The 20,143-nt window shown below is 73.0% G+C and carries 20 protein-coding genes; 10 read left to right on the plus strand and 10 right to left on the minus strand.

Features of this window, described 5'->3' with window-relative positions:
- Positions 1 to 10: 10 nt before the first annotated feature.
- From efeU to AB0H75_RS03580, 5 genes are all read right to left on the minus strand, one after another.
- Positions 11 to 829, minus strand: coding sequence for an iron uptake transporter permease EfeU (efeU, locus tag AB0H75_RS03560; protein WP_367789637.1), 819 nt, complete (start codon positions 827 to 829; stop codon positions 11 to 13).
- Positions 830 to 918: 89 nt separating this feature from the next.
- Positions 919 to 2,286, minus strand: a complete 1,368-nt coding sequence (locus AB0H75_RS03565; protein WP_367789640.1) for a glycoside hydrolase family 5 protein — start codon at positions 2,284 to 2,286, stop codon at positions 919 to 921.
- An 8-nt stretch (positions 2,287 to 2,294) separates the two neighbouring features.
- Positions 2,295 to 3,137, minus strand: coding sequence for a carbohydrate ABC transporter permease (locus AB0H75_RS03570; RefSeq protein ID WP_367789642.1), 843 nt, complete (start codon positions 3,135 to 3,137; stop codon positions 2,295 to 2,297).
- Entirely contained in the window at positions 3,134 to 4,093 is a 960-nt protein-coding gene (locus AB0H75_RS03575) for a carbohydrate ABC transporter permease (RefSeq protein ID WP_367789645.1), read from the minus strand. The genes AB0H75_RS03570 and AB0H75_RS03575 overlap by 4 nt, the downstream gene beginning before the upstream one ends.
- Positions 4,090 to 5,265: an extracellular solute-binding protein gene (locus AB0H75_RS03580; protein ID WP_367789648.1), complete on the minus strand. Its 1,176-nt coding sequence runs from the start codon at positions 5,263 to 5,265 to the stop codon at positions 4,090 to 4,092. The genes AB0H75_RS03575 and AB0H75_RS03580 overlap by 4 nt, the downstream gene beginning before the upstream one ends.
- 276 nt (positions 5,266 to 5,541) lie before the next feature.
- Here AB0H75_RS03580 and AB0H75_RS03585 point away from each other — a divergent pair, with 276 nt between their 5' ends.
- Genes AB0H75_RS03585 through AB0H75_RS03595 form a run of 3 tightly spaced genes read left to right on the plus strand, consistent with a single transcriptional unit; the run spans position 5,542 to position 10,152 of the window.
- Entirely contained in the window at positions 5,542 to 6,552 is a 1,011-nt protein-coding gene (locus AB0H75_RS03585) for a LacI family DNA-binding transcriptional regulator (RefSeq protein WP_367789651.1), read from the plus strand.
- A 24-nt stretch (positions 6,553 to 6,576) separates the two neighbouring features.
- Positions 6,577 to 6,942: a nucleotide pyrophosphohydrolase gene (locus tag AB0H75_RS03590; RefSeq protein WP_367789654.1), complete on the plus strand. Its 366-nt coding sequence runs from the start codon at positions 6,577 to 6,579 to the stop codon at positions 6,940 to 6,942.
- Between the two features lie 42 nt (positions 6,943 to 6,984).
- Entirely contained in the window at positions 6,985 to 10,152 is a 3,168-nt protein-coding gene (locus tag AB0H75_RS03595; protein ID WP_367789657.1) for a BTAD domain-containing putative transcriptional regulator, read from the plus strand.
- Position 10,153: 1 nt separating this feature from the next.
- On the opposite strand, the gene AB0H75_RS03600 is transcribed toward AB0H75_RS03595, so the two are convergent.
- Entirely contained in the window at positions 10,154 to 10,681 is a 528-nt protein-coding gene (locus AB0H75_RS03600) for an SRPBCC domain-containing protein (protein ID WP_367789661.1), read from the minus strand.
- 111 nt (positions 10,682 to 10,792) lie between these two features.
- Here AB0H75_RS03600 and AB0H75_RS03605 point away from each other — a divergent pair, with 111 nt between their 5' ends.
- From AB0H75_RS03605 to AB0H75_RS03615, 3 genes are read left to right on the plus strand one after another with little or no spacing between them, the layout of a single operon-like run.
- Positions 10,793 to 12,013 (plus strand): amidohydrolase family protein, encoded by a 1,221-nt coding sequence (locus AB0H75_RS03605; RefSeq protein WP_367789665.1) that lies wholly within the window; start codon positions 10,793 to 10,795, stop codon positions 12,011 to 12,013.
- A gap of 22 nt (positions 12,014 to 12,035) precedes the next feature.
- The gene (locus AB0H75_RS03610) at positions 12,036 to 13,079 is read left to right on the plus strand and encodes an alpha/beta hydrolase (RefSeq protein ID WP_367789668.1); all 1,044 of its coding nucleotides are present in this window, start codon (positions 12,036 to 12,038) and stop codon (positions 13,077 to 13,079) included.
- A 9-nt stretch (positions 13,080 to 13,088) separates the two neighbouring features.
- On the plus strand, positions 13,089 to 13,778 hold the full coding sequence (locus AB0H75_RS03615; protein WP_367789671.1) for a helix-turn-helix domain-containing protein: 690 nt from the start codon (positions 13,089 to 13,091) through the stop codon (positions 13,776 to 13,778).
- Positions 13,779 to 13,819: 41 nt separating this feature from the next.
- On the opposite strand, the gene AB0H75_RS03620 is transcribed toward AB0H75_RS03615, so the two are convergent.
- Positions 13,820 to 14,461: an alpha-ketoglutarate-dependent dioxygenase AlkB gene (locus AB0H75_RS03620; RefSeq protein WP_367789674.1), complete on the minus strand. Its 642-nt coding sequence runs from the start codon at positions 14,459 to 14,461 to the stop codon at positions 13,820 to 13,822.
- A gap of 100 nt (positions 14,462 to 14,561) precedes the next feature.
- Here AB0H75_RS03620 and AB0H75_RS03625 point away from each other — a divergent pair, with 100 nt between their 5' ends.
- Complete coding sequence (locus tag AB0H75_RS03625) at positions 14,562 to 15,368, plus strand: lysophospholipase (RefSeq protein ID WP_367789676.1); 807 nt, start codon at positions 14,562 to 14,564, stop codon at positions 15,366 to 15,368.
- 128 nt (positions 15,369 to 15,496) lie between these two features.
- Here the strand turns inward: AB0H75_RS03625 and AB0H75_RS03630 are convergent, their stop codons facing one another.
- Positions 15,497 to 16,138, minus strand: coding sequence for a hypothetical protein (locus AB0H75_RS03630; RefSeq protein WP_367789679.1), 642 nt, complete (start codon positions 16,136 to 16,138; stop codon positions 15,497 to 15,499).
- 189 nt (positions 16,139 to 16,327) lie between these two features.
- Between AB0H75_RS03630 and AB0H75_RS03635 the strand changes: the two genes are divergently transcribed.
- A complete protein-coding gene (locus AB0H75_RS03635; protein WP_367789682.1) occupies positions 16,328 to 16,720 on the plus strand; it encodes an STAS domain-containing protein in 393 nt (130 codons plus the stop codon).
- A gap of 103 nt (positions 16,721 to 16,823) precedes the next feature.
- Here the strand turns inward: AB0H75_RS03635 and AB0H75_RS03640 are convergent, their stop codons facing one another.
- A complete protein-coding gene (locus AB0H75_RS03640; RefSeq protein WP_367789685.1) occupies positions 16,824 to 17,519 on the minus strand; it encodes a GAF and ANTAR domain-containing protein in 696 nt (231 codons plus the stop codon).
- Positions 17,520 to 17,633: 114 nt separating this feature from the next.
- Entirely contained in the window at positions 17,634 to 18,158 is a 525-nt protein-coding gene (locus AB0H75_RS03645; RefSeq protein ID WP_367789688.1) for a hypothetical protein, read from the minus strand.
- Between the two features lie 147 nt (positions 18,159 to 18,305).
- Here AB0H75_RS03645 and AB0H75_RS03650 point away from each other — a divergent pair, with 147 nt between their 5' ends.
- Together AB0H75_RS03650 and AB0H75_RS03655 are read left to right on the plus strand one after the other, a co-directional pair.
- The gene (locus tag AB0H75_RS03650) at positions 18,306 to 19,511 is read left to right on the plus strand and encodes a hypothetical protein (protein ID WP_367789690.1); all 1,206 of its coding nucleotides are present in this window, start codon (positions 18,306 to 18,308) and stop codon (positions 19,509 to 19,511) included.
- A 96-nt stretch (positions 19,512 to 19,607) separates the two neighbouring features.
- A complete protein-coding gene (locus AB0H75_RS03655; protein ID WP_367789694.1) occupies positions 19,608 to 20,141 on the plus strand; it encodes a hypothetical protein in 534 nt (177 codons plus the stop codon).
- Positions 20,142 to 20,143: the final 2 nt, after the last annotated feature.

Genomic DNA, 20,143 nt, shown 5'->3' on the forward strand with positions numbered 1-20,143 from the left:
ATGCTCCTGTTCAGGCCGCGCTGGGCGCGGAGGTCCGCTGGGGGCGGAGGAAGAGGAAGAGGGCGGGCGCCAGGTAGAGGGCCCAGACGGCGAGCTCGGCGACGCTCGGCTGCGGGGTGATGTTGAACATCCCGGCCAGCAGCGCCCCGTACCAGGAGTCGGCGGGCAGCGCGGCGCTGAGGTCGAAGGCGAGCGCGTTCAGGCCGGGCACCACGCCGGCCTCCTGGAGGTCGTGCACGCCGTACTTGAAGATGCCGGCGGCCACCAGGATCAGCAGCAGCCCGGTCCAGGTGAAGAACCGGGTGAGGTTGACCCTGATGGCGCTGCGGTACAACCCCCAGCCGATGGCCACGGCGGTGAGCACGCCCAGCGTGATGCCGACCAGCGGCGCGGCGGTCGCCGTGGCCCCCTGCACGGAGGCGAAGAAGAGCAGGGCGGTCTCCAGCCCCTCCCTGGCGACGGCGAGGAACGCCATGACGACCACGGCGAGCCGGCCCATGGCGAGGGCGTCGCTCAGCCTGCCGCGCAGCTCGCCGGAGAGCGCGCGGGCCGCCCGCCGCATCCAGAAGATCATCCAGGTGACGAAGCAGACGGCCAGCAGCGAGGCGATCGCCTCGAACAGCTCCTGCCCCGTGTACTCCAGGTGGGCCGCCGTGAAGGTCAGCAGCGCCCCGAACGCGACCGACAGCGCGACGGCCACGCCCACACCGGCCCAGACCTGGGGAAGCCGGTCCCGGCGGTCACTCTTGACGAGGAACGCGACGAGGACCGAGACGACGAGCGACGCCTCCAGGCCCTCGCGCAGTCCGATGAGATAGCTGGCGAACACCGACACACACTCCACAGCACTGAGGGAAGCCTCACCTAATTAGGGCAGCCTACCGTCAGCCTGTCTACGGGTTCACGGTGTGGTGGTCGTCACCGTGAGAGGTTGTCCGCCAGCAGCTCCAGCAGGGGTTCGCGGCGCACGCACCGCTCCAGCAGGAACGAGTCCGCGAGGGCGACCAGCTCGTCGTCGCCGAGGCCCCTGAACAGCTCGGCGTACTCGGGCAGCAGCGCCTGCGCGAACAGGATGTGCCGGATCAGGTCGTCGCTCTGGTAGCGGGCCCCCCACGGGTAGGGGTCCCAGCCGGGGAACTCGGTCTCGATCAGCTCGTGCACCGGCGAGAGCACGTCGGCGGCCTCCTCCATGGTCGAGCCCCAGCGGTCCGCGCCGAGCCGCCGCTTCTTGGTCATGAAGGGCCCGAACCTGTCCACGTACGGGCCCGCGGCGTGGACCAGCCCCTGCAGCCCCACGTCCTTGTACGTCCACAACGACCAGCCCACGCCCTGCGCGTCGTAGATCGCGAGCTGGTCGCGCAGGACCTGGTACCGCTGCGCGTCGACGGCGGGGTCCCCCGTGTAGACCGGCCCGAACTCGCCCACCCACAGCGGCGTGCCGGTCTCGCGCTGGAAGCGGGAGCGCTTGGCGAACGTGCGCTCCAGCTCGTCCCGGTCGCACCACTCGCCCCGGGTGTAGCCGGGGTAGGGGCCGCCGTGGGCGAAGCCGGCCAGGGCGTAGTCGTGCATGACGAACACCGTGTTCTCGTACACCTCGCGGAAGATCGAGAAGTCGGTGGAGTAGGTGTTGCCGTCCAGGAACAGGACGTGGTGCGGGTCGGCGTCCCGCACCGCCTTCACCAGGCGGTCGTAGAAGGGGCCGATCACCTGGCCGGTCACGTCGGCCGGCTCGTTGACCGGGTTGTAGCCGGCCACCCAGGGGTTGTCCCGGTAGTGGTCGGCCAGGACCTCCCACAGGTGCACGACCCGGTCCTGGAAGTGGCGGTGCCGCCAGAGCCCCGCCACGTGGGTGGGGTTGTCGGAGTGCCAGTGCTGGTTCTGGGCGCCGGGCAGCGCGTGCAGGTCGATCACGCTGTAGATGCCGTGCTCGCCGAGCAGGCCGATCACCCGGTCCAGGTGCCGGAAGCCGCGCGGGTCGATCTCGAAGGGCCGCTCGTCGGCCTCCCAGTGGTGGTAGTTGACGGGGATGCGCACGCAGTTCATGCCGAGCCCGGCCAGCAGCTCGGCGTCCCGCTCGGTGAAGAACGAGGTCAGCAGGCGGTCGAAGAACAGCTCCGCCCGTTCCTCGCCGAGCACGTCGCGCACCGCCTCGCGCATGGCGGTCTCGCTGGCCGGGAAGCCGGTGATGAAGTTCTCCATGTTCATCCAGCCCCCGAGGCCCACCCCGCGGAGCCGTACAGGCGTGTCGTCGTCCGTGACGAGGTGGGTTCCGGACACGTGCAGCATGTGAGAGGTCATCCCTTCGTGGCGCCGGCGGTGAGGCCGCCGACCAGGTGACGTTCCGCCACGGCGTAGAACCCGAGCGCCGGGACCATGGCCAGGACGAGGTAGGCGAGGATGCGGGCGGTGTCGGAGGCGTACTGGCCCTGGAACTGCTGGATGCCCAGCGGCAGGGTCCAGTTGGCCTCCTCGGTGAAGACCACCAGCGGCAGCATGAAGTTGTTCCAGCTCCCCACGATCGCCAGGACCGAGACGGTGGCGACGGCGGGCTTGGCCATGGGCAGCAGGATCCGCCAGAAGAACCCGAACGGGCTGCAGCCGTCGATGATGGCGGCCTCCTCGATCTCGCCCGGGATGCTCCGGAAGAAGCCGCGCAGGATGATGATCGTCAGCGGCAGGCCGAAGGCGGCCTGCACCAGGATGACGCCGAGCGGGTTGCCGAGCAGGCCGAACGTGCGCAGCAGCACGAAGATCGGCAGGATCGCCACCGCGAACGGGAACATCAGCCCCGCCGTGAACAGCGTGAACAGCGCCTCCCTGCCCCGGAAGGCGAACCTGGCGAAGATGAACCCGGCCAGCGCCGCCACCCCGACCGTGATCACGGTGGTGGTGACCGCGATGAACATGCTGTTCCAGAGCTGCAGCCAGAACGAGCCCGAGGCGAGCACCTCGGTGTAGTTGCCGGTCATCCACGACGACGGCAGCCCGAACGGGTTGGTGGACAGCTCGCTGTTCTGCTTGAACCCGCCGAGGACGGCGTAGATCACCGGGATGAGGATGAACGCGCCGACGATCCACGCGACGGCGTGCAGCGGCAGCGTGTTGCGCCGGGGGGCGGGCTTCTTGCCGTGCGTCATCGGCGGCCTCCGAGGTTGGTGGTCGCGCCCTCCAGGTCGCGGCGCATGACGAAGCGCTGGTAGAAGAGGGCGAAGACGAGGCTCAGCAGGAACATCACGACGCTGATCGCGCTGGCGTAGCCGACCTGGGAGCGCTTGAAGCCCCACTCGAACATGGTCACCGCCATCGTCTCCGACGAGTGCGACGGGCCGCCCTGGGTCAGGATCCACACCAGGTCGAACAGCTGGATCGTGTAGATGACGGACAGGAAGACGCTGATCCGGATCGTCGGCCCGAGCAGCGGCAGCGTGATGTGCCGGAAGGTCTTCCAGCTGCTCGCGCCGTCGATCTGGGCGGCCTCGACCAGCTCGTTGGGGATGTTCTGCCGGCCGGCCAGGTAGATCATCATGTGGAAGCCGAAGTACTTCCAGGTCATGACGAGGAACAGCGACGGCATCACGGTGTCCGGGTCGGCCAGCCACTCGGAGTCGGCGCCGAACAACGACAGGATCTGGTTGGCCATGCCGGAGTCGGGCGCGAGGATCAGCGAGAACAGCACGCCGGTGATGACTTCGGAGAGCACGTACGGCGCGAAGAACACCAGCCGGTACAACGCCCGGCCCCGGATGCGCTGGTTCAGCAGCATCGCGATGGCCAGCGAGAACGGGAGCTGCACCAGCACCGAGAACAGCACCAGCACCAGCAGGTGCCACAGGTCCCGCCGGAAGATCTCGGTGCCGAACAGCCGGGTGAAGTTGTCGAGGCCGATGAAGTTGGTGGGCAGGCCGCCGAAGCCGTTCCAGCGGAACAGGCTGGCGTAGAAGGCCACCAGGATCGGCGCCACGACCAGCAGCAGGAACAGGACCAGCGCGGGCAGGACGAACAGGGTGATCGTCAGCAGCCGGCCGCGCTGCCGGGGAGCAGGGGCGGGGGCCGGAAGCTTGACCGCTTCCGGCCCTCGGGTGAGTGTCGTCATTCTTCGCTCTTGGCCACTTCGGTCACGGCCTGGGCGACCTGTTCGGGCGTCTTGGTCCCGGCGATCAGCTCGGCCACGCTGTCATTGACCTGCTGGCCGACGGCGGGCGGGTACGCCTGGTCCAGGTAGAGCTGGAAACCGGTGGCGCTGGCCAGCATCGTGGCGACCTGCTTGAGGTTGGGGTCCTTGACCGCGTTCTCCTCGCCCTTCAGCACCGGCAGCACGCCGCCGGCCTCGACGGCCTTGGAGTGGTTGCCCATCTCGGTCATGAACCTGACGAACTGCAGGGCCTCCTTCGGGGCGTCCGCGCCGACCGCCAGGCCGCCGCCGCCGCCGAACACGTCCATCCCCGAGCCCTTGCCGCCGTCCACGGTCGGGAAGGGGAAGAAGCCGAGGTCGTCGCCGAGGCCCTTGCCGGAGTCCTTCTGGACGGCCGGGGCCCACTGGCCCATCAGCTCCATGGCGGCCTTGCCGTTGCTCACCGTGGCCGACTGGCCGTCGGGGCTGGAGTACGACGCGCCGAGGAAGCCCTTCTGGAACGGCTGCAGGTCGGCCAGGGCCTTGACCTGCTGCCCGGCGGCGACGAAGTCGGGGGTGTTGAAGTTCTTGTCCGTCGCCGCCTTCTTGAGCGCGTCGAGACCGCCGATGCGCATGGCGAGGTAGGCCCAGTAGTAGTGGCCCGGCCACTTCTCCTTGCCGGCCAGCGCGATGGGCGTGACGCCCGCGGCCTTGAGCTTCTTGACGTCGCCGAGGAACTCCGCCCAGGTGGCGGGGGGCTGCGAGATGCCGGCCTTGCTGAAGAGCTTCTTGTTGTACCAGAAGCCGACCATGCCGATGTCGGTCGGCAGGCCGTAGGTCTTGCCGTCGAACTGGTACGCCGCCAGCGACGCGGTGGTGAAGCCGGGCAGGATGTCGGCCACGTCGCCGCTGATGTCCTTCACCAGGCCCGCGTCGATCTGCTGCTTGAGCACGCCGCCGCCCCAGGTGGCGAAGATGTCGGGGGCCTTGCCCGATTGCGTGATCGTGGTGAGCTTGGCCTTGTAGGCGTCGTTCTCCAGGACCGTCGCCTTGATGGTGACATTGGGGTTTTGGGCCATGAACTCCTTGGCCCGCTGCGCCCACAGGGTCTTGAGCGGCTCGGCGGTGGACAGGTGCCACCATTCGAGCGTCACCTTCGCCGGGGCGCCCCCACTCGACCCTGAGGTCGCGGTGCCCCCACCGCCGCTTCCACAGCCGGCCATCAGCACTGCGGTCGCGATCAACACCAAACTGCGTTTCATGGATGGGGTCCCTTCTCTGCTAGGCGGAGCCGGCGGAGCTGGTGGTACGAAACTTTCGTGAAACCCCCGATACTTTCTTTGAGCGGAGCTTAGGTAAACGGCGCGTAAAGCGTCAACACCCCCGGTCCGAGCGACGCCAAACCGAAACTTTCGGATACACTCCCGATCGTGTCAGCGAAGAGGCGGGTCACGATCGCACTGATCGCGGAAGAGGCGGGGGTCTCCATCCCCACGGTCTCGAAGGTCATCAACGGGCGCCCGGAAGTAGCCCCGGCGACCCGCCACAAGGTGGAGCGGCTCCTCCAGGAGCACGGCTACCAGCGCCGGGTCAGCCAGGACGACACCCCGGCGGGGCTGGTCGACCTGGTGTTCGCCGAGGTCGAGTCGCCGTGGGCCATGGAGATCGTCCGCGGCGCGGAGAGCGCCGCCCACGAGGGCGGGGCCAGCGTCGTCATCTCGGTCCTGCACACCCACGCCGGGCCCGGCCGCGACTGGCTCGAACGCCTGGCCGCCCGCCGCACCGACGGCGTGGTGATCGTGGCCTCCCGGCTGTCCACCGGCATCCAGGCGCAGCTCAGCGCCCGCTCGCTGCCGTTCGCCGTGGTGGACCCGGAGGGCGAGCCCGCCCCCGGCGTGGTCTCCGTCGGCGCCACCAACTGGAACGGCGGCCTGTCGGCCACCCGCCACCTGCTGGAGCTGGGCCACCGCCGGATCGGCATGATCAGCGGCCCCGCCGACATGCTCTGCAGCCAGGCCCGCATCGACGGCTACCGCGCCGCCCTGGAGACGGCCGGGGTCCCGCTCGTGCCCGAGCTGGTCCGCCGGGGCACCTTCCTCGTCGAGTCGGGGCACGACGAGGGGCACGCCCTGCTCGACCTGCCCGAGCCGCCCACGGCCATCTTCGCCGGCAGCGACCTGATGGCCTTCGGCGTCTTCGAGGCCGCCCGGCAGCGCGGGCTGCGGGTGCCGGAGGACCTGAGCGTGGTGGGCTTCGACGACCTGCCCCTGGCCAAGTCCGCCTGGCCGCCCCTGACCACCGTCCGGCAGCCGTTGCAGGAGATGGCGGCGCTGGCGACCCGTACGGTGCTGGCGATGGGGCGCGGCGAGGCCCCGGAGACCAAGCGCGTCGAGCTGGCCACGGAGCTGATCGTCCGTGAGAGCACCGCCCGCCTCGGGTAGCCGGCGCGGGTAGGGTCGGGCGGCGTGACGACGGATCTGGAGCACCTCGCCGCCCGCCTGCGCGACTTCGCCCGCGCCCGCGACTGGGAGCAGTTCCACACGCCCAAGAACCTCGCGATGGCGCTGGCGGGCGAGGTGGGGGAGCTGGTGGCCGAGTTCCAGTGGCTCACCGCCGCCGAGTCCGCCGATCCCGGGCCGCAGGCGCTGGCCCGGATGCGGGCCGAGCTGGGGGACGTGACCCTCTACCTGGTACGCCTGGCCGACGTGCTGGGCGTGGACCTGCTGGCGGCGGCCCGCGACAAGCTGGCCGACAACGAGCGGCGCTACGACGCCGCCCTCTACCGCGGCTCGGCCCGCAAGGCCCCGCCCGCGCCCTCCCCGGGCGGTTGATGTCCTTCTCGCGGCCACGAAGCCCCGCATAAGGTATCGAACATGCGTTTTGGGGTGCTGGGGCCGCTGGCCGTGTGGACCGACGCCGGCGAGGCCGTGACCGTCCCCGGCCTCAAGGTACGGGCGCTGCTGGTGGACCTGCTCGTCCACGAGGGCCACCCGGTGTCGGCCGACCGGCTGGTGGACGACCTGTGGGGCGAGGAGCCGCCGGGCAACCCGGCGGCCGCGCTCCAGGTGCGGGTGTCCCAGCTCCGCAAGGCCCTGGAGGACGCCGAGCCGGGCGGCAAGAACCTGGTGGTCTCGCGCGCCCCCGGCTACCTGCTGCGCCCCGACCCCGGGGCGGTGGACGCCGGGCGATTCGCCGAGCTGCTGGCCAGGGCCGAGTCCGCCGGCGGCCCGCGGGACCGGGCCGGGCTGCTGGGGGAGGCGCTGGCGTTGTGGCGGGGGCCCGCGTACGCGGACTTCGCCGACGAGGAGTACACCCGCCCGGCCGTCCTGCGGCTGGAGGAGCAGCGGCTGTCGGCGCTGGAGCGGCACGCCGAGGCCCGGCTGGAGCTGGGCGAGCACGGGCTGCTGGTGGGGGAGCTGGGCGACCTGGTGACCCGGTACCCGCTCAGGGAGCGGCTGCGCGCCGTCCACATGCGGGCGCTGTACCGGGTGGGCCGGCAGAGCGAGGCGCTGGCCGGCTACGCCGAGCTGCGCGAGCGGCTGGCCGAGGAGCTGGGGCTCGACCCCGGGCCCGAGCTCGTGGCGCTGCACCGGGCGATCCTCGCGCAGGACCCGTCGCTCAGCGTCCCCGCCGGACGGCCGCTGACGAACCTGCCCGCCACCGTGAGCAGGCTGATCGGCAGGGACGAGGCGCTGTCCGAGGTGTGCGCGCTGGTCCGCGAGGAGCGGCTGGTCACGCTCACCGGCAGCGGCGGCGTCGGCAAGACCCGGCTGGCCCTGGCCGCCGCCGACCGGCTCCTGGACGACTTCGCCGACGGCGCCTGGCTGGTGGAGCTGGACCAGGCCGGGCCGCGCCCGGCGGGCACCGGGCCGGGCTCGCGGACGCCCGCCGAGGCCGTCATGGCCGCGCTGGACATCCGGGAGGGCGCGGACGCCGCCGACGTGGCGGGGCAGCTCGCCGGCGCGCTCCGGGAGCGCCGCGCCCTGCTCGTCCTCGACAACTGCGAGCACGTCGTCGAGGAGGTCGCCGCGCTGGCCGAGCTGCTCCTGCGCGCCTGCCCCGACCTGCGCGTCCTGGCCACCAGCAGGGAGCCGCTGGCCGTGGCCGGCGAGGTGTTGTGGAGCGTGCCCCCGCTGGGGGTGCCGACCAGCACGGACCTGGCCGCGATGGCGCGCTCGGACGCGGTCCGGCTGTTCGTGGCCCGCGCCGCCGCCTCCGCCCGCGGCTTCGCGCTGGACGCGGGCAACGCGCAGGCGGTGGCGCAGCTCTGCCGCCGCCTGGACGGCATCCCGCTGGCGCTGGAGCTGGCCGCCACCCGGGTGCGGGCGCTGGGCGTGCGGGGCGTGGTGGCCCGGCTGGACGACCGGTTCCGGCTGCTGGCCTCCGGGCAGCGCGGCGCCCCGGCCCGCCAGCAGACCCTGACCGCGGTGATCGACTGGAGCTGGGACCTGCTCCAGGACGACGAGCGCCGGGTGCTGCGCCGCCTGGCGGTGCACGCCGAGGGCTGCTCGCTGGAGGCCGCCGAGGCGGTCTCCGCGGAGCTGGGGGACGCCGGGGCGGACGTGCTCGACCTGCTGCCCCGGCTCGTGGACCGCTCGCTCGTGGTGGCCGCCGACACCCCCGCCGGGATGCGCTACCGGCTGCTGGAGTCGGTGGCGGCGTACTGCCTGGCCAGGCTGTCCGAGGCGGGCGAGGTGGACGCCGTCCGCCGCGCCCACCTGCGCCACTACCTGGCGCTGGCCGAGGAGGCCGAGCCCGGCCTGTACGGCCCCGAGCAGCGCGAGCGGCTGCTGCGCCTGGACGCCGAGGCCGCGAACCTGCGCGCCGCCCTCGACACCGCCGTCACCACCGGCGACGCCGACGGCGCGGCCCGCCTGGCCAACGCCCTGGCCTGGTACTGGTTCCTGCGCGGCCGGCTGGCCGAGGGCCGGCGCTCGCTGGCCGCCGCCCTGGCGGTGCCGGGAGCCGGCTCCCCGGCGCGGGCGCGGGCGGCGGCCTGGCACGCCGGGTTCGCGATGATGCTAGGCGAGGAGGTCGACTGGCGGCCGGTGCTCGCGGCCGTCGCCGACCCGGGGGAGCGGGCCAGGGCCGAGCTGTTCGTGAGCATGCACGTCCGGGACATGCCGACCGGCCAGGAGCTCAACGCCCGGGCGCTGGCGGCCTTCCGCGCCGCCGGCGACCGGTGGGGCGAGGCGGCGGCGCTCGCCCGCCAGGCCAAGGACGCCTTCACCCAGCGCGACCAGGAGGCGCTGGAACGCCGCGCGGGCGACAGCGCCCGGATCTTCACCGAGCTGGGCGACCGCTGGGGGCTGCTGCGCGCCACGGAGTGGCTGGCCTCGGGCGCCGAGATGACGGGCGACGTCGAGCGCGCCGGCCGGCTGTTCGGCGAGGGGCTGCGCATGGCCGAGGACCTCGGGCTGTGGCCGGAGGTCGCCACGCACCTGGCCTGGCTCGGCTGGCTGGCGCTGCGCGACGGCGCGTACGAGCGCGCCATGGAGCTGTGCGAGCGCGCCAGGAAGATGGCCGCCGACCAGGGCTACAAGGTGGGCGAGAGCATGGGCGAGATGGGCCTGGCCTTCGCCGCCCGCCGCGCCGGCCACCTCGACCTGGCCGAGAGGCACCTGCTGCGCCTCCTGGAGGGCGTGCCGCGCGACCCGGACGTCGAGCCGTCCCTGCACCTGCCCGACACGCTCACCGAGCTGGGCCTCCTCACCGAGCAGCGCGGCGACCCGGCCGCCGCGCTCGCGATGCAGCAGGAGGCCATCACCACGGGGCTCAGGATCGGCGACCCGCGTACCGTGGCGGGCGCGGTGGTCGGCGCGGCCTCCGCCTGCGGGCCGAGCGTCAGGGCGGCCCGGCTGCTGGGGCTGGCGGCGGCGGCCAGGGAGCAGTACGGCGTTCCGGCCGGGCCGTCCGACCTGGCGGAGTTCGAGCGGATCGCGGCGCGGGTGCGCGACGGGCTCGGCGAGGAGGCGTACGCGGCCGCGTACGCCGAGGGCGCGGCCCGCAAGCTGGACGACGCCCCCGGCCTGCTGGAGTGAGCTACCGCCCGGCGGGCGCGGCGGGCGCGGTGTGCTCAGCGGGTTCGGCGGGCTGGGTGCGCTCGGGGTGCTCGGCGGGCTCAGGGTGCTCGACGTGCTCGGCCAGGCGCTCGAAGAACTCGATCCAGCCCGCCTTCGCCTGCTCGGCGTGCTCCTGGTCGGTGTTGACGCCGTACTGGTGGAAGCGCATCTCGGTGCGCCCGCCGGTCTCGGTGAGGTCCACCGTCACCACCGACGCCGGCCCGTCGCCCGGGGCGTCCGGGTCGCCGGTGGTGAAGACCAGCCGTCCGGGCGCGCTGACCTCCCGGTAGCGGCCGTCGAGCGTCACCTCGAACCCCTCCTCGCCGACCAGCGTGGCCCGCCAGACCCCGCCGGGCCGGGTGTCCAGGGTGATGCGGCCCAGCGGCGTGGCCATCGTGCGGGGGCCGAACCACCGCGCGAAGCCCTCCGGCTCGGTCCAGGCGTCCCACACGCGGCGGCGCGGGGCGTCGAAGGTGCGGGTGACGGTGTACTCGGCGGTCTGGGACATCGGGGCCTCCGTGAGGTCGTTCGCGGTCGTTCGCGATGGGTCCACGTTCGCGCGCGGCGCTTACGGTCGCCTTCCCGCTTCCTTAAGCCCCGCTGTGGCAGGCTGGGGGTCATGCGGATCATTCGCGCCGCGAAGGTGCTCACCGGCCGCCCCGGAGAGGTGGTCCAGGACGGCGAGGTGGCCGTCGACGGCGCCACGATCGTCTCGGTGGGGCCGCGCGGCGGCGCCGGCGGGCCCGGGGAGGCCGGCGAGGTCCTCGACCTGCCCGGCTGCACGGTGCTGCCGGGGCTCATCGACGCGCACGTGCACCTGGGCTTCGACGACAAGGTCGATCCGGTGACGCGGCGCAGCGCGGAGAGCGAGCGCCACCTGCTGCTGCGCATGGCCGAGAACGCGCGCAAGCTCGTCTCCGCCGGCGTCACCACGGCCCGCGACCTCGGCGCGCCCGGCTTCCTCGACCTGGCCTTACGTGACGCGATCGAGGAGGGCCTGGCCGTCGGCCCGCACCTGGTCGCCGCCACCAGGCCCATCACGCTCACCGGCGGCCACTGCTGGTACATGGGCGGCGAGGCCGACGATCTGCCCGCCATCCGCCGCGTGGCCAGGGAGAACCTGCGGGCCGGCGCCGACTGCCTCAAGGTCATGGCCTCCGGCGGCCTGATGACGCCGGGCGCGCCGCCGAGCTGGGTCCGCCAGTACACCACCGAGCAGATCCGCGCGGTCGTCGAGGAGGCCGCCACGCGCGGCAAGGGCGTGGCCGCGCACGCCCACGCGCACGCGGCGATCCGCAGCGCGGTCGAGGCGGGCGTCACCACCATCGAGCACTGCTCGTTCTTCACCGCCACGGGCCACCGCCACGACCGGGAGCTGGCCGAGCTGGTGGCGGCCAGCGGCACGTACGTCTGCCCGACCGTCCACGGCGTGACCGGGCGGCTGCGCGACACGCTCGGCGCGGAGGTGCTGGACGCCTGGCTGCACAGCGTCGTCGCCCTGCGGGAGGCCGGGGTGCGCCTCATCGCGGGCACCGACTCCGGCTTCGCGGCGCAGGGCGTGGCCAACCGCACCGACGGCTACGTGGCGGGGCTGGAGGTCTTCGCGCGCCTCGGATTCGGCAACGCGGAGATCATCGAGATGGCCACCGCGCGGGCCGCCGACGCCTGCGGCGTGGGCGCGGTCACCGGCACCGTCGAGCCCGGCAAGCGGGCCGACCTGATCGCGGTGCGCGGCGACCCGCTCGAACGCATCGCCGACCTGCGCGAGCTCGTCCTCGTCCTGGTCTCCGGGCGCGCCGTCACCCAGACCGGCGTGGACACCGTGACCGACTCCGTCTGACGACCTGCCGAAGGGAATCCGCATGCTGCCCTGGTCCGCCGAGCTGGCCGGCCGCCTGGACCACAACGTGATCGACAGCGCGCTGCTGCGCGGCAACCCGCTCGGCGACCCGCACGAGCGGCCGCTGCTGGTGTACGTCCCGCCGGGCTACGACGACGAGCCCGAACGCCGCTACCCCTCCGTCTACGTGCTGCTCGGCTACACCGGCCACGTCGCCATGTGGCTCAACCGCACGCCGTTCCGCCGGCCCTACCCGGAGCTGGCCGACGCGCTGTTCGCGGCCGGCGAGGCGCCGCCCGCGATCGTCGTGTACGTGGACGCCTGGACCGCGCTCGGCGGCAGCCAGTACCTCGACTCGCCGGGCACCGGTCGCTACCACTCGTACCTGTGCGAGGAGGTCGTGCCCTGGGTGGACGCCCGCTACCGCACCATCGCCGACCGCGACCACCGCGCGGTCACCGGCAAGTCCAGCGGCGGCTACGGCGCGATGGTGACCGCGATGCTCGCCCCGCACGTGTTCGGCGCGCTGGCCACGCACGCCGGGGACGCGTTGTTCGAGGTCAGCATGGTGCACGCCTTCCCGGCGCTGGCCCGCAGGCTGCGCGACATGTACGACGGCTCCTACGACGCCTTCCTCGCCGACTTCCGCTCCCGGCTGCCCGGCACCCGGGAGGGCGACCTGGAACTGCTGGAGATGTACGCCTACGCGGCGGCGTACTCGGCCGAGGCGGACGGCACGGTGCGGCTGCCGTTCGACGACACGGGCGCGCTCGTGCCGGAGGTGTGGGCGCGCTGGCTGGCGCGCGACCCGGTGGTCATGGCCCGCGAGCCGCGCCACGCCGAGGCGCTGCGCTCGATGCGCGCCATCTGGGTGGACGCCGGCAGCCGGGACGAGTTCTACCTGGACTTCGGCGCGGTCGCCTTCCGCCGCGCGGTGGAGGCGGCCGGGGTGCCGGACGAGCGGGTCTTCTTCGAGCTGTTCGACGCCGGGCACGGCGGCATCGAGTACCGCTACCCGCTGGCCCTCGGCTGGCTCGCCCGGCGGCTGTCGGAGCGGAGCGGCTAGGCTGCCCGGGTGGACAAAGCGGAATTGAAGGACCAGGTACGCGAGCTGCGCGCCCAGGGCCGCTCTCCCAAGGAGATCGCCCGCACGCTCAAGGTGGCGCCGTCCGTCGTGGCTCCGCTGGTGAGGGAGATCGCCGCGGAGAGCGCGGGCGGCGCGACCTCCGAGGTGGTCGGGTGCTGGATCAACGTCGGCTGGAGCGCCGGTCTCGGCGTGGACCCGGCGCTCGGCTGGAGCGACGAGGCGCCCGAGTCGGGCGCCGACGGCATGGTGTGCGTGCTGGTCGCCCGCCGGCACGGCTGGGACCGGGTGGAGGTCTCCGGCTACCTCGCCGACGTCTTCTGCCTGGGCGTGCGCAACGCCATCGGCCCGCAGGTCATGGACGACCGCGAGCTGGCCCGCTTCCGCGAGTACTTCTTCGGCGAGTACGCCGGCTGGCAGGAGGCGCCGTACGAGCTGGCCAGGCACCTGGTGCTGGGGTCCGTGGACCACGCCCGCACGCTGGGGTTCGAGCCGCACGAGGACTTCGCGCCGGTGGCCGACGCGCTCGGCAAGTGGGAGGGCGGCTCGGCGATCACGTTCGGGCGCGACGGCAAGCCGTTCTACATGGAGCAGCCCGGCGACGACCCGGACAAGGTGCTGCGGACGCTGCGGCGCACCCTGTCGGACGACGAGTTCGACTACGTCACCGGGGGCCGGTGACTTTCGACCACGTCACCGGAGGCCGGTGACTTTCGGTCACGTCACCGGAGGCCGGTGACCCGTAGCGTGAGGTTGAGCCGGCCGGCGGCCAGGCCCGTGGCCGGGTCGCCGGTGCCCGGGTAGATCTTCGTCACGCCGTGGTAGGCCAGGCGCGACGGGCCGCCGAACACGAACAGGTCGCCCGAGGCCAGCTCCACGTCGGTGTACGGCCTGCCGCGCGTCTCGGTGTTGCCGAAGCGGAACAGGCAGGTGTCGCCGATGCTGAGCGAGACGACCGGGGCGGGGGACCTCTCGTCCCGGTCCTGGTGCATGCCCATGCGCGCCGCGGCGTCGTAGAAGTTGACCAGCGCGGTGTCGGGGGCGTAGTCGTCGGCCGGGCGGCCGTACGCCTCGGCCACCGCGCGGCGGCCCAGCTCGGCCAGCCAGCCGGGGAAGTCGGCGACCTTGCGGCCGTTGACGTCGTGGGCCAGGCGCGTGTAGCGGTAGGGCTGCCAGTGCCAGCCCACGCAGACCGTCTGCACCGACATCACGCCGCCCCCGGGCAGCCGGGTGTGCCGCATCGGCACCGGGCCCCTGGCCCACTCGCGGCAGGCCAGGACGAGGCGGCGCTGCTCGTCCATGCTCAGCCAGCCCGGCACGTGCACCGCGCCCGGCGCGATCTCCCTCATCGGCAACGGGATCATCGGGTCCCAGCCTACGGCGCGGCCGGAAGCGGTCGCGGGGCGGTTGTGGGGGCACGGGCGGGAGACGTACGCTCGCCGCAGCCCGATCCGAGGAGAGCGTATGGCCGAGTCCCGCGAGCACGTCATCGCCGGCGTGCGCGGCGCGAACACCGTCCGCGAATGGCCGCGCGACGACCCCCGCTACGTCGCCCTGCTCGTCCACGGCTACGGCGAGCACATCGGCCGCTACGAGCACGTCGCCGACCGGCTGGTCCGCCACGGCGCGGCCGTCCTCGGCCTCGACCACGCCGGGCACGGCAGGTCGGAGGGCGAGCGCGTGCTCATCGAGGACTTCGAGGACGTCGTCACCGACGTGCACGCGGTCGAGGAGCTGGCCAGGGCCGCCCATCCCGGCGTCCCGGTCGTGGTGATCGGCCACTCGATGGGCGGCATGATCGCCGCCAGGTACGCCCAGCGCTACGGCGCCGGCCTGGCCGCGCTGGTGCTGTCCGGGCCGGTGATCGGGGAGTGGGAGGCGGTGCCCGCGCTGCTGGCCCTCGACGAGCTGCCGGACATCCCCATCGACCCCGCCACGCTCTCCCGCGACCCGTCCGTGGGCGCCGCCTACGCCGCCGACCCGCTGGTCTGGCACGGGCCGTTCAAGCGGGCCACGCTGGAGGCCTTCGCCGCGACGCTGGCCACGATCGCCAAGGGCGGGACGTTCGGCGCGCTGCCCACGCTGTGGATCCACGGCGAGGACGACCGGCTCGTGCCGCTCGGGCCCAGCCGGGCGGGCATCGAGGCCGTGCGCGGCACGGACCTCACCGAGCGGATCTACCCGGGGGCGCGGCACGAGGTGTTCAACGAGATCAACAAGGACGAGGTCCTGGACGACGTCATCGCCTTCCTGGACCGCGCCCTGCTCTGACCACCGCCGCCCGTTCCTGGACCGCGCCCTGCGCCGCCCGCGCGCCGCCCGCGACGCCGCCCGCGACGGCGCACGATGCCCCCCTCCCTCCTGACCCGTTCAGGGCGCGGAGCCCGGAGCCGAGCGGCTCAGCGGACCAGCAGCCAGGCGTGCCCCCGGCCGCGGTCGCGGGCCAGCTCGACCTTCCAGCATCCGCGCTCGGGGAAGACGAAACCGGTGCCCCACTCCTGGCCGGGACGCGGCCAGTTCGAGCCGCTGTGCTCCTCCGGGCCCCAGGCGAGCTTGGCGCGGGTGCCGTCCGGAAGGGTGGCCCTGACCTGCCGCAGCGGGCCGTCGCCGGTCATCCGCCAGACGATCTTGACCTCCTCGCCGTGCCGCAGCGGCAGCGGCCCCTTCGCGAACAGCAGCCCCCACAGCTCCACCCCGTCGCCGGCGCCCCGCACCTCAAGGAACCCGCCCCCCGACAACACCGGCGTCCCTCCGCACCCGGCCCCCGTGACGGTCGCGGCCGGGCTCGCCGTGGCCCCCGCCTCCGGGCGGCCGCTCTGCTCGCCTGCCGGGCGGCTGCTCTGCTCGCCCGCCGGGCGGCTGCTCTGCTCGCCGGGCTGGCTGCCGCTCTGTTCGCCCGCCTGGCTGCCGGGCTGCCCGCTCGCCCCCTCGCCGGCCGCGGGACGCGTCGCGCTCGCCGCCGGGCGCCCGCCGTCCGAGGCGCACCCGCCGATCACCGCCACCGCCAGCACCGCCACGAGCGGCATCCTGATCCACTTCATCGATCCTCCTCGCCTCCCTTACACCCGCAGGCGGCGGAAGGTTCCGGCGGCGCGGTACGGCGCGGTACGGCGCGGTACGGCGCGGTACGGCGCGTTTAGGGACCGGGGGACGGGATAGCTCGCACGGGGACCGGTCCTTGCCTTCAGCAGTGAGGGGACGCGGCCGGTCCTGTACACCGGAGCGTGCCCATGCACCCCGACCTGTTCGCCCTCTCCTCCGCGATGAGCCGCCCGCGGCTGTCCCTCGCCATGACCATCAACGACCGGCCGGAGGCCACCGTCCGGATCATCGCCTGGGGCGAGCTGGAGACCTGCACCGCCGGCGCGCTGTGCGGCGCCGTCCGCGACGCGCTGCGCCGGCACCGCCCCGCCCGCATCGAGGTGGACCTCACCGGCATCACGTTCATCGACGCGCGCGGCATCAGCGCGCTGGTGACGAGCCAGGAGGACGCCGCCCAGCTCGGTTGCCGGCTGGCGGTCCCCGAGGTGGGCCGGATGGTGCGCCGCGTCCTGGGCGTCGTGGGGCTGCTGGAGCAGCTCGGCGTCGTACCCGTGCCGAGGCCGCGCCGGCACCGGGCGTAGCGACCCGCCACCCCGCCCGCCAGGCCCGCCAGGCCCGCCAGGTCTGCGCGCCAGGTCTGCGCGCCAGGTCCGCGCCTGGCCCGAGCGCCTGGCCCGCGCCGGGTCAGCCGCCGCGTCCGGCCAGCTCCCCGGTGTCGACCAGGCGCCTGGCGATGTCGGCCAGCTTGGTGTTGGTCTGCTGGCTGGCGCGTACCAGCAGCGTGAACGCCTGGTCCGCGGTGACCCGGTGACGCTCCATCAGGATGCCCTTGGCCTGGCCGATCAGGTCGCGCATGGCGATGGCGCGGGCGAGGTCCTCCTCCTGCCGCACGCCGGACAGCGCGACCGCGGCGTGCGCGGCGAACAGCTGGCCCACGTGTTCGGACTCGTCGCCGAAGGCGTCGCGGTCGCGGGCGTACAGGTTGAGCGCGCCGAGGCTGTCGTCCTGGACGTAGAGCCGGAACGACAGCATGCTGCGCACGCCGAGGCCGCCGGCCCGCCGGGTGAAGGCGGGCCAGCGCTTCTCGGTGGTCACGTCCGGCATCCGCACCGTCCGCTCCTCGCGGAGGGCGGCGTCCAGGCAGGGGCCCTCGCCCGTCTCGTACTGGGCGCGGTCCACCTGGCGGACCACCTCGTCGGTGGCGGCGCGGGTGTCCAGCGCGCTGCGGTGCCGGACGACTGTCAGCCCCGCGTACTGCGCGCCGGGCACGGTGCCCACGGCCGCGCTCACGATGGCGTCCAGCGTCTCCTGGGCACCGTTCTCCTCCCGCAGGCTGCGTGCGAGCTCGCTCAGCTTGACGGCGAGATCGTCATCGAGCATGCCGTGCCGCCTCTCCCGGGAGGGATCATCCGGTGCCGTGCCATCGTGCTCCCTCCAGGAGTCCACTATTCGGGAACCGGTCCGCGCGCGGAAGACCCGGCCGCGCGGCCGGCGTCATGTCGGGGTGCCCTGCGCGCCCTTGGGGGAGAGGTGGGCCTCGGAGGAGGTGGGCACGCGGTGCAGCAGGCCGTCGTGGGCCTCGCCGTACTGGCCGGTGCGGGTCAGGGGCGGCGCGTAGGCGTGGACGGTGACGGTCGGCCCCGCCCCGGGGTCACGGCGCATGCGGTGGATGAACGTCTCGTCGAAGCAGAACCCCTCGCCCGCGGGCACCGCCACGCCGACCGGCCGCTCGCCCAGCCGCAGGTGCTCGTGGCGGATCGTGCCCTGCGCGACGTGGACCGCGCCGCACGAGCGGTCGTGGTCGTGGAAACCGGTGTCGTGGTCGTCGGCCATCCAGGAGATCGCCCAGACGCCCAGGTGGTCGCTGGTGAACACCTCGACGTACGTGCGCCGGTCGGCCTCCCTGTCGAGGCCGTCCCGCCACAGCGCCGGACGGCCGGCGACCGCGCGGGCGACCTGCTGCAGCTTCGCCGGTGGAAGCAGGCGGTCCGGCGGGACGAAGGGAAGCTCGGTACCCATGGTCAACGCGTGCCCGTCGCCGGGCTGGTCAAACGACGGCCGATCCCTGTTGATCCCGGCAAAGGGGTTTAGTCAGGACGCAAAGGGTAGGGCGGGCGGACAGCGTGCCAACCGGTACATACGACCAGGACGAAGGAGCGCACGCCCATGACCTTCAACCCCCTCCAAGAGCGGGGAATCCCGCTGGACAAGCAGCTCAGGAATTGGCGCGAGCTGAATGTCACCCCCATCGACCCCGACCACTCCGACCCGTACACGCGCTGCCGCATCATCGCGATGAACGGCATCGAGGTCGAGGCGATCATGTTCAGCCACCAGCTCGCCCGCCACTGCCCGGACGTCGAGCTCAAGCAGCAGCTCGCCCGCACCCGCTACATCGAGGCCCAGCAGCAGAAGGCGGTCAACTGGCTGCTGCCCGGCCTGGCGTCGGTGCTGGAGACCACCATCGCCTACGAGCAGGTGGCCGTGGACCTGACCGCCTGGGTGGCCAGGATGGAGCCCGACCCCTACCTCAAGCAGGCGTACCAGTTCGGCGTGCTGGAGGACTTCGACCACCTCTACCGGTACTCCAACCTGTACGAGATGATCGAGCACCGCAAGGCCGAGAAGATCGTCGACCAGCTCACCGAGGTCATGCCCGGCCGGCCGACGTACCTGCACCACCGCAACCCGGTGGACAACGTGCGCGAGCCCTACGACAAGAGCGCCGCCGCCCCGCTCAGCAAGCTGCACGCGCTGACGATCATGGCGGCGGAGCAGCAGACCATGAACTTCTACATGAACGTCGGCCCGACGTACATGGAGCCGATCGCCCGCCAGCTCTACCAGGAGATCGGGATGATCGAGGAGGAGCACGTCACCCACTACGAGTCCCTGGTGGACCCGGGCGAGAGCTGGTGGGAGATGCTGCTCAACCACGAGTACAACGAGTGCTACCTGTACCACTCGTTCATGGAGACCGAGTCCGACCCCAAGGTGAAGGCCATCTGGGAGCTGCACCTCAACATGGAGCTGGAGCACCTGCGGCTGGCGGCCGAGCTGTTCAAGCGGCACGACGGCCGCGACCCGGAACAGGTCTGCGCGCCCGAGCTGCCCCAGCCGGTGACCTTCGAGCCGAACAAGGCGTACCTGCGCGAGCTGATCGCCACCCAGATCGACTACACGACCCTCGGCACCGGCTACGTCCAGGACGCCCACGAGCGCTTCGAGAAGATGCAGGAAGCGGTCATGGGCGGCGAGAAGGCCCCCTCCGAGCGGGTCATCGAGGAGAACCGCAGCAAGTCGGGCGAGGAGTACCGGCTCCAGACCGAGGGCGAGCACCCGGTCCCGAGCCTGGCGCGCGAGCGGCACTGATCGGCACCGATCGGCAGTGATCGAGACCGATCGGTGGTGGCCGGCGCCGGGCGGGGGCGCCGGTGTGACGCGGGGAGCCGCGGGTAGCCGGGCGTCATGATGAGACGCGTACTGTGGCAAGGGCTGCTCGCCGGCGCGGCGGGGGCGGTGGCGATGACCGTCGGTGAGAAGCTCGAACAACGCCTGACCGGCCGCCCCGACTCCTACGTCCCCGCCCGCGTGCTCGAACGGCTGACCGGCATGGACGAGCACCGCGGGCGGGCCTCACGGGCCACGAACCTGGCCATGCACGTCGGCCAGGGCGCCGTGGTCGGCGTGCTGCGCTCGACCATGGCGTACGCGGGCCTGCGCGGCCCGTGGTCCTCGCTGATGTTCACCGTGGTCCGGCTGACCAGCGACCAGATCCTGGAGAACGCCACCGGCGTGGGCGCCCCGCCCCAGACCTGGCCGAGACGCGAGCTGGCGGTGGACGTTCTGCACAAGTCGGTCTACGGCCTGGTCACCGGCGCCGTCGCCGACGCCCTCGCCGCGCGCGGCGGCCCCGGTCCCGGGCAGCGCCACGCGGCGCGCGAGCCCGGTCGCCGCTCCGGCGTCGGGCCGCTGCGCCGGGAGGAGGCGTTCAGCCGCTGACC

The organism is Nonomuraea sp. NPDC050783, from assembly GCF_040802095.1.
GTDB lineage: Bacteria > Actinomycetota > Actinomycetes > Streptosporangiales > Streptosporangiaceae > Nonomuraea.